This is a genomic window from Pontibacter sp. HJ8, from assembly GCF_054824225.1.
Genome location: NZ_JSYF01000201.1, coordinates 1 through 8,997, shown reverse-complemented (window position 1 = coordinate 8,997; position 8,997 = coordinate 1). Strand labels below are relative to the sequence as shown.

At 53.1% G+C, this 8,997-nt stretch carries 5 protein-coding genes; 1 reads left to right on the top strand and 4 read right to left on the bottom strand.

Annotated features, from left to right (window positions below):
- Positions 1-517: 517 nt before the first annotated feature.
- The 3 genes from OB13_RS09885 to rnk form a co-directional block, all read right to left on the bottom strand.
- Positions 518-2,935 carry a glycoside hydrolase family 2 protein gene (locus OB13_RS09885; protein ID WP_461490001.1) on the bottom strand — a complete coding sequence of 806 codons (2,418 nt, stop codon included), beginning with the start codon at positions 2,933-2,935 and terminating at the stop codon, positions 518-520.
- 265 nt (positions 2,936-3,200) lie between these two features.
- A complete protein-coding gene (locus OB13_RS09880; RefSeq protein WP_461490000.1) occupies positions 3,201-4,223 on the bottom strand; it encodes a rod shape-determining protein in 1,023 nt (340 codons plus the stop codon).
- A gap of 47 nt (positions 4,224-4,270) precedes the next feature.
- Positions 4,271-4,675: a nucleoside diphosphate kinase regulator gene (gene rnk / locus OB13_RS09875; protein ID WP_461489999.1), complete on the bottom strand. Its 405-nt coding sequence runs from the start codon at positions 4,673-4,675 to the stop codon at positions 4,271-4,273.
- A 1,122-nt stretch (positions 4,676-5,797) separates the two neighbouring features.
- Here rnk and OB13_RS09870 point away from each other — a divergent pair.
- A complete protein-coding gene (locus tag OB13_RS09870) occupies positions 5,798-7,504 on the top strand; it encodes a mechanosensitive ion channel family protein (RefSeq protein ID WP_461489998.1) in 1,707 nt (568 codons plus the stop codon).
- A 75-nt stretch (positions 7,505-7,579) separates the two neighbouring features.
- Here the strand turns inward: OB13_RS09870 and OB13_RS09865 are convergent.
- Positions 7,580-8,997, bottom strand: a 1,418-nt coding sequence (locus OB13_RS09865) for a BamA/TamA family outer membrane protein (RefSeq protein ID WP_461489997.1), incomplete at its 5' end; no start/stop codon positions are given.

The following is an 8,997-nucleotide window of genomic DNA, read 5'->3' as shown; positions in this document are numbered from 1 at the left end:
CATTTCGACCAACGGGAGAAATCTGATACAGACTACGGGTATGATCCAGATTTCTCACTGCGTTCGAAATGACAGCCTTGGTGATGTAATCGAAAAGTCTACCTTCGAAGGGAGTAGAGGGATGATTGTACGCCTGCCATGAAACGAGAACTGGAGCCAAAGCAGCTAGCAGGCTCCCCTCCTGGGGGTAGGGGCCCTCGATAAGGACAAGGAGAGTCAGGGGTGGTTGGACCAGGTATAGCCAGCACTATTTTATGCCGCTGGCTTAGCAGGAGCGTAACAGTAGGCGGAGGTGTGATGAGGAAGTAATAGATATACCACTCCCCTGCTCAGTTATAATTAGCCTCAGAGGAATTCATAAACACCCACAATGTGTAAGGGCAGGTATAGTTGCTATACCTGCCCTTACACATTGTGGAATCTATACCTGAAGAACATCGGAGTCCCTCTAAAAGTACATCAGGTTACGCTTGCCTGCGCAAAGGCATACCTTTACATCTATCTCAAAACCAGGTTTTTATATTGTTGCTGTGACTACCTCTATTCTATAGCTTCCTGCTTCCAATCCATCTGCCTGGGCCTTTACAGTGATCGTTCCACCCTGCCTGCCGGCTTTTACCAGGATGGTTGCTATACCTGCTTCGGCCTGCACTGTGTGTGGTCCCACAATTTCAGCGTCACCCTCAATCTGAAAAGAGATACGATTGGCAGCGTCCGGCACCAGGGTTCCGTTCTCATCTGTGATGCTGGCATATACAAACACGACGTCATTCACACCTGCCTGCCATGCTCTACCGCTGAGGTCTGCGTGTAACGTAAGATTCACTGCCTTTTTGGGAGTGCGTTGTTCTGCCTGTGCTGCTTTGCTGTTTTTGATATAGCCAACTGCCGTCAGGGTGCCGGGGGTATACCGGGGCACCTGGAAGGTAAAGGGCGGTCGCAGCAGGTGAGAGGAATTCGGGTCTTTGTCCGGGCGCTGGCGCGCAATGACTTTGCCATCCAGCAGCAGTTCCACTTCCTCGCAGTTGCTGTATACCTTCACCGTGGTTTCGGCAGGGTCGTTCCAGTAGTTGGCAATGTATACCATGGGTTTGCCAAACGTCGCCTGCTCCGCCATGTCAGGTCCGGCCTGGCTCTGGTAGAAGTAGAAAGCGAACTTGGGCAGCCGCACGATGTCCATGATGCCGGAAGCTTCGATATCGTCTGCGTAGCCGCGCTTGTAATCGAACATCAGCCAGTTGGCATCTCCTACGGCTGGCCCCTGCAGGTTGCTGTTGTGCGACTCCTGGTAGTTGAGGGCCTGCTGCAGCAACCGTTTCTGGCCGGCGCCGCGCAGTTGCCGGGAGGTTCGCTCCTCTTCCTTCAGGTTGGCAAATTCTTTCTGGTTGAAGCCCGCATTCTGGGCGTAATATTCCCAGTCGCCATACTCCCCGATGAACAAAGGCCTGCCCGTATACTTGTTCCAGTAATCCGGAGCCTTTCCGTGCTGGCGGGCCGGAATGAACACATCGTACGCATCATCCATCCAGCCACAGGTATAGACATCCTCAAAAGGCAGCTCCTGGTGCACCGCTTCATGGGCTTGCTGCATAAACTCCTTTGTCATGCCGGACTCATTTAGGGACGCTTCCCACAGTATAACGGAAGGATGATTGCGGTCGCGGCGCACCATGTCCCGCACGTCCTGCAGGCTGTTCTTCTGAAATTCTTTGTTGCCAAAAAACTGCCAGCCCGGTATAGCGTCCATTACCAGCAGCCCCAGTTCATCACAGGCTTTCATGAAAGCGGGCGACTGCGGATAGTGAGACAGGCGCACAAAATTAAAGCCTGCCTGCTTGATCTTCCAGGCATCGCGGTAGTTGGCGTTGTCTGACAGGGCATAGCCCAGGTAGGGATATTCCTGGTGACGGTTCGTGCCCCGCAGGTATAGCTTTTTGCCGTTCAGGTAAAAACCGTCGGACGCAAACCGGGCCGATCTGACACCGGTCTGTAGCCTCATTTGCTCTGTCTCCTGCCCTTTCTGCAACAGCTCAACCGATAAGGTATACAGGTAAGGCTGCTCAGGGGACCAGAGCTCCGGTTTTTGGATGTTTATTTTTTGTTTGAAGGTTCCGTATTCTCCCGGCTGCACGGCCAACGGCTCAGAAAGCGTTTGTCCTACAACCTGCCCGTTCTTATCTGACAGGATCACCTTCAGCTGGGCTTCGCGCTGCTCCGGATGATCGTTCTTCACCTCCGTCTGCACCAGCAGCGTAGCGGCCTCCGGATTTACCCGCTCATATTGCAGCAGCACGCCACCGCCGGCTACCCGGTTGGCTGCTACTGCATCGGAAATGTGGAGTTTATCTTTGGTGATAAGGTATGCGTTCCGGTAAATGCCGCTGTAGTAGTTAAAGTCCAGGTCGGCCAGTGGCTTGCCTGGCGCTACGACCGGATTGTCTTCGTTGTTCAGCCTGACCAGGAGCACGTTCTCTTTGCCAAAGTTGGCGTGCTCTGATATATCAATGTAAAAAGGCAGGTAGCCTCCCACATGCCGGAACACGTGCTTTCCGTTAAGGTATATGTCGGCCACCTGCAGGGCTGCCTCAAAATGCAGGGCGATGTGTTTCCCTTTGTCTGCAGCCGGCAGCGTGAAGAACTTCCGGTAAAAGGCCGTGCCCTGCCACTGCTGCTCTGTTTTGTGAATCGCCTCCAGGCGGGCTGTATGCGGCAATGACACCTGCTCCCACCTGACCTGTTGATCCGATTTGTCCAGTAGCCTGGTTGCAAAGTTAAGGGTGTCAGTGTCCCGTACGAATTCCCAGTCAGCATTGAAATTCTGCACGGTGTCAGAGCCGGCAACCGGGCTGGCTGTCTGACTTTTCATTTTCCCGGTGCAGCCTGCCAGCAGGAGGAGCAAACTGAATGGCAACAGGTATACGAGGCACTTCAACATAGTCTTTATTTTGTTGGGTAGTAGGCCCCCTGCTACCTTACAGGCATCTTCCTGCACTCCGGTACTAACACCCAGGACAGCATTTGCCTCAACCCAAGAGGGAGCCGTACCGGGTTGATTTCAAAAGTAATAGTAATTTTTTGAAATCAACGCAGGCATTCCTCCCTGCACGCTGCCAAACTCCCTTTTCAGGTATACCTTTTCGAAGTGCGGGTAGCGGAGCACGGAGTTGTTTTCTTTTAAAGGTATAGCCAAGCCGGAAAATTTACCGCATCAGGAACCGGAAGCGCCCGATATTCTTCAGCGCGATGCCTGTTCCCCGCACCACGGCACGAAGCGGATCTTCCACCACATGGGTAGGCAGTTTTGTCCTGGAGGAGATTCGTTTGTCCAGGCCGCGAAGCAGTGCGCCCCCACCCGTGAGGTAGATACCCGATTGATGAATGTCGCCTGACAGCTCCGGAGGCGTTATCTCCAGCGTCTTCAGGATGGCATCTTCGATCTTGGACAGGGACCGGTCCAGGTAGCGGGCCACGTCGGTATAGGAAACCTCTACTTGTTTGGGCAGTCCGGTCATCAGGTCGCGGCCCTTGATGGCTACATTTTCGGGAGGTTCCTGCAGTTCGGGCAGGGCCGACCCTACGGCCAGTTTGATACGCTCGGCAGTGGGCTTGCCAATCATGATATTGTGCTGGCGGCGCATGTAGTGGACAATATCGGAATCAAAATTATCGCCGGCCACCCGGATAGACTGGTCACAGACAATGCCGCTCAGGGCAATGACGGCAATCTCGGTGGTGCCTCCGCCGATATCGATGACCATGTGTCCGTTTGGCTCCAGCACATCCAGCCCTATCCCCACGGCCGCCGCGATGGGTTCATGGATCAGGTATACCTCTTTTGCCCCCGCGATCAGGGCTGAGTCGCGGATGGCTCTTTTTTCTACTTCTGTTATCCCGGAAGGAACGCAGATCACCATCCGGAAAGAGGACGTCAACCTGTTTTTTCCGGCCTGAAACATCTGCAGCATGCCTTTGATCATATGCTCGGCAGCATGGAAATCGGCGATAACTCCGTCTTTCAAAGGACGGACAATACGGATGTCTTCGTGCGCTTTGCCCTCCATCTGCATTGCCTTCGACCCCACCGCAATCACTTTTCCGGACGAGCGGCTATAGGCCACAATGGATGGCTCATCCACCACGATTTTGTCATTGTGGATGATCAGAAAGTTTGCTGTGCCCAGATCGATGGCAATTTCCTGCGTGATAAAATTAAAGAAACCCATTAATGAGTATTATTTTAAAAGTAATTTTTGTGCTATGCTTCCGGAGATCAAAGATTCAGATCTCCGGCTGCTTCCGGCTGGTAAATAATTTCCTCTACTTTGTAAATGACAGTACCCTGTGGCGCCGGCCACTCCACGGTATCGCCCTTTTTACAGCCCAGCACTGCCGTCCCGACAGCGGCCAGCACTGAGATCCGCCGCTGGGCCAGGTCCGCATCTTTGGGATACACGATCGTGATCTCCAGTTCGGCACCCTTTTTCATTTCCCGGAGCCGCACCACCGAGTTCATGGTCACAACATCTTTGGGAATCTTCTCCGAAGCCACCACTTTTGCGCGCTTCAGCTCACCGCTGATCGCTTCTACCGCTTGTGGGCCTCTTGTCTGGCGTTCTATCTGCACCACGCTGTGCAGGCGTTCGTAATCTTTCTGGGTTAAATAGATCGGGTTCATATGATTAAGTTTTGGACTGAAGTTTATGTATGACTTCATGCGCGCATGAAGCGGATTGGCTGTAAACGTGATTCCTGGAAATAAAAGAAAGCAATCAAGCACCAGCATACGTAAACATGCTGCTTCCAGTGTTTTTGCTAAAAGAGAAAGAAACCCGAAGGTTTACAGTCTACTTGATGAAATCTTTCGGAACTGTGTAGAAAAAAAGACAATAGCCATTAAGCACATCACTCAGGGTTACGTGATGCGACGCTGCGACAAAACCGGAGATCGGTCTTGAAAAAGAAGTAAGAAATCTTAAAAAGGGCAGCATTGTTTAAACAAACTAGTATGTCAAAGTAACACATTCGCCACCATAAAATCAACAAAATCTTAAAATTCAGGCTATATACGTCGATTTTTCTCTACCGGCACGCTGCCCGAACGGCCTGTAAAAAGCTTCCCGGGGGCAGCACCCGCAAACAGCAAGCGCTTAAAGGTGGTTTACGAAAGCGTGGAGCAAGGGGACAAGTTAAAATGGCCACCGTATTCTGCCTCTGTTCCGACAGCGCCACGAAGCACCAGGTATAGCCGGGGATTAAACTTTTCTCCGGTAAAACGGCCGCCCAGAACCAGAGAAAGAGCAAAAGCAGCCGCTCACTTCATTTCCTATACCTGTCAGGATAATTAATGTTCAGGCGCCCCGCCTTCTGTTATTATGGCTGCACAGTTACTTCCTGCCGCTGCTCGAAGCGCGTGCAGGCTCACGGTAGCCTGCAACTGTTTCAGCCGATCGTTCACTTTTCTAACGCTGCCGTGTCCGGATCACTGCAGTGCCGTTGGCAGAATCAGTTTGTAACAACTTCTAAGGAATACGCTCCCGAACGCCTGCATGAACCCGCTACCGGGAGAAAAGCCACGCCGGCAGCCCAACAACACAGTTGCAGGTATGCGCTACATCCTTCCGAATTGCAAACCCCATGCTTTGGCTGGCGCGTATAACCCATTGTTAAATTAAAAATGAAATAGCTTCGCTCGGGGTGCTGACGCCAGGATGGGAAGAAGTATACCCGCAACATACTTTTAACCAGGGCTGAAGCCTGCAAGGCACCCTTTCGGATTGCTTATACCTGAAAATTCACTATGGTTCTTATCCAACCTATCTCCTCATCAAAACCCTTTTTAAACAAGCTTACCCGTCCTGCCTGGCTGCTTTTCCTGCTCTGTATTTCGTGGTTTCTCTTATATCCCGCTACTCCCGCGCAGGCCCAGGAACAGCCTGCCGATACGACCAATGCGATCGAGGAAGCTTTGGAGACCACATGGCCTGCCGACTCCTTGGACAGACGCACCCCGCGGGGCACCGTAAACGGCTTTATCGAGGCAGTAGCAGACGAGAATTACGCGCGGGCAGCGCTATACCTAAACCTGGATACCACCTTACAGGAAAATCAGGATGGCCCGAGGCTGGCACAAGCCCTGCAGCGCCTGCTCGACCAGAAGGGCCATATTTCCCCTTTATCTTTAATAAGCAACGAACCGGAAGGCCGTACAGACGATAACCTGGGACCAAACCTGGACCGCGTGGGCTCGGCGGACATCAACGGGGAAACTTTTGATGTATTTCTTGAAAAGACGCAGGGGCCCGAGGGCGGTCCGTTGTGGCTGTTCTCCTCCCAGACGGTCCAGCGCATTCCGGACTCTACGGCCGTGGTCACGACTGCCATTACAGACAAAGTATTGCCTTCGTTCCTGGAAAGACACAAATGGGGCGGCGTATCGATCGGGCATTGGCTGGCCATGCTGGCCATAGCCCTCGGGGGCTACCTGGTTGCCTGGGGAATCACTACTGTTTTGACCTTCATTATCCGCTTCCTTTGGCACAAGTCCACAGAGGAGCCTACGCTGGGTATCATCAAAGCTTTTGCGTTGCCGGTACGGCTATACCTGGCCGCCCTGATCCTGGTCGCTACCAGCCGGGAAGTCGGGATTTCCATTATCGTGCGGCAGCGGTTCAGCGAAATCACCCTGATTGTCGGCATTGTTGCGGTGCTGCTTCTCATGTGGCAGTTGGTGGATGTACTGGGCCGTTTCAGCGAAAAGCTTATGATCCGGCGCGGCAACTTCTCTGCCATCTCAGTCGTGCTTTTTTTGCGGCGTTTTGCCAAGATCGCCCTTCTGATATTGGCTGTAATCGCCGTACTGGGCACCTTTGGCGTGGATGTCACGGCAGGACTGGCAGCACTGGGTATAGGCGGTATTGCGCTGGCGCTAGGCGCACAGAAAACTGTGGAGAATTTTGTCGGAAGCGTGTCCCTCATTGCCGACCAGCCCATCCGTGTGGGTGACTTCTGCAAAGTGGGAGAGACAACAGGAACGGTGGAGCAGATCGGGATGCGCTCTACCCGCATCCGCACCAATGAACGCACCGTCGTGACCATCCCCAACGGCGATTTTTCCTCCCAACGGATTGAGAACTTTGCCCACCGGGACCGCTACCTGCTGAATCCCACTATCCGGCTGCGTTATGACACTTCCCCGGACCAGATCCGCACGATCCTGGGGGCGCTCCGCTCCATCCTGGAGGCGCATCCCAAAGTAGCGCTAGACCCGCGCGTGCGTTTTATAGAAATCGGAGCAGATGCGCTTAAACTCGAGGTCTTCACCTACATTTATACCCAGGATTTCAATGAGTTTCTGGAAATAAAGGAAAACCTGATGTTAGACATGATGGATGCGGTGAGCACAGGTGGCACCACGTTTGCTTTCCCGGCGCAGACGCTTTACCTCACCAACAACAACCGGGATACTGCCCTGAAGAAAACTCCGGACACGGAAGAAAAAAACTGAACCTGCCTTACCCCGGGAACATCCGGGCCGGGCAGGTTCAGTTTTGCCGTTTGCTATACCTTCGTCCGGTTCACTTTAGAACCTGAACCCTACCGATACATACGGGAGCACATCTTCTTCAGAGAAGCCCACCACCCCCTGCAGCAGGATCAGCTTGGCCGGGATGATGTAGACCCCGCCGCCAAAGCCGTCGTGCCACTTCGTTGAGTTCTCGTCTTCTGCCCATACCCGGCCGATGTCATTAAAACCGAGCACCCCAAAGGAGCCCGGGAATAAGTAGGAAGTAAAGTCAAACAGCTTCAGGCGTAGCTCCAGGTTGTGGTAGAGCATGCTCTCCCCGGCAAACCGGAAATTGCGGAAGCCTCTCAAGCTGTTGTTGCCGCCCAGGTATAGCAGCTGGTAAAAATCCGGATCTCCGATGGTAGTGCCGCCGCCGATCCGGTTGGCAATGACGAAGTTGCCATTGGCCGTTGTATTGAGGTAGAAGCTGAATTCCGACAGGGCCTGCCCGTAACTCGACTCATCCCCGTTCAGCTGCTGCATACCGGTGAGCGAGGTGTTCCAGTAAATGCCTTGTGTGGGCAGAAGGGCATCGTTGCGGGTATCTACCTCCAGGCCGGCCACTATACCTGCCGAAAACTGGTTGGAGAAAACACGCTCGGAGGGGTTCAGCTCGTTGTAAATCGTAATGAAGCGCCCTTCATTCTCCCCCGCATCGTTCTTGTAATACTGGGCAGCCAAACCTGCATTGAGCTTTACATGCGGCCCGATCGCGCGGTGCAGCTTCACCTGCGATGTGATATAATCGTAGCGCGTACGATAAAACCGGATCGGCTTGCTGCCTACTTCTACAAACTCCGTCTCGTTACCGACCCCAAAAAAGTTGCTCGTATTGTTCGGTGCCCTGCCGTCCACGTCGATGCTCAGGCTGTTCTTGCCGAAAACGTCCGTGATATAGCCCGAGTACCGGAAAAAGGTCGCATTGGTGGCCAATGCATGTCCCAGCATCAGTTTGTGCCGGGCAGCGAAGGGCTCTTTCCGGAAGCCCTGCCGGGTATAGGAAAACCCTAGTCCCAGCAGCACGCCATCGTCCAGGTTGTAGCCGACTGCCACCTGCGGCAGCAGAATATTATACTTGAAGGACTGGGGATTAAAGTAGTTAACGGTCGTGTCGGCTGCTGTTTTGATGCGGGCGAGCGATCGCTTCGGTAAAATATTTTTTTCGTCAGAGCGGTCATAAATGTAAAGTTTGCCCCGGTTGGAGAAGTTTTCATCCACCTCGAACTTATCTGTTTCGCCGCCCCCGATCATTCTCACTTTTATGGGGGAGGAGTGGCTGCCCATTACAGAAAATACATCTTCGCCGTCTCTGCCATACAACCGGATTTCTTTTGTTACATCGGGGTCAAACTTCCGCTGGTAAAGCAACCTGTCCCTGTTGCCGTCTTTCTTTATTTTGTAGATGTCGACCGCTATGCTTCCGTCTGCTTCAT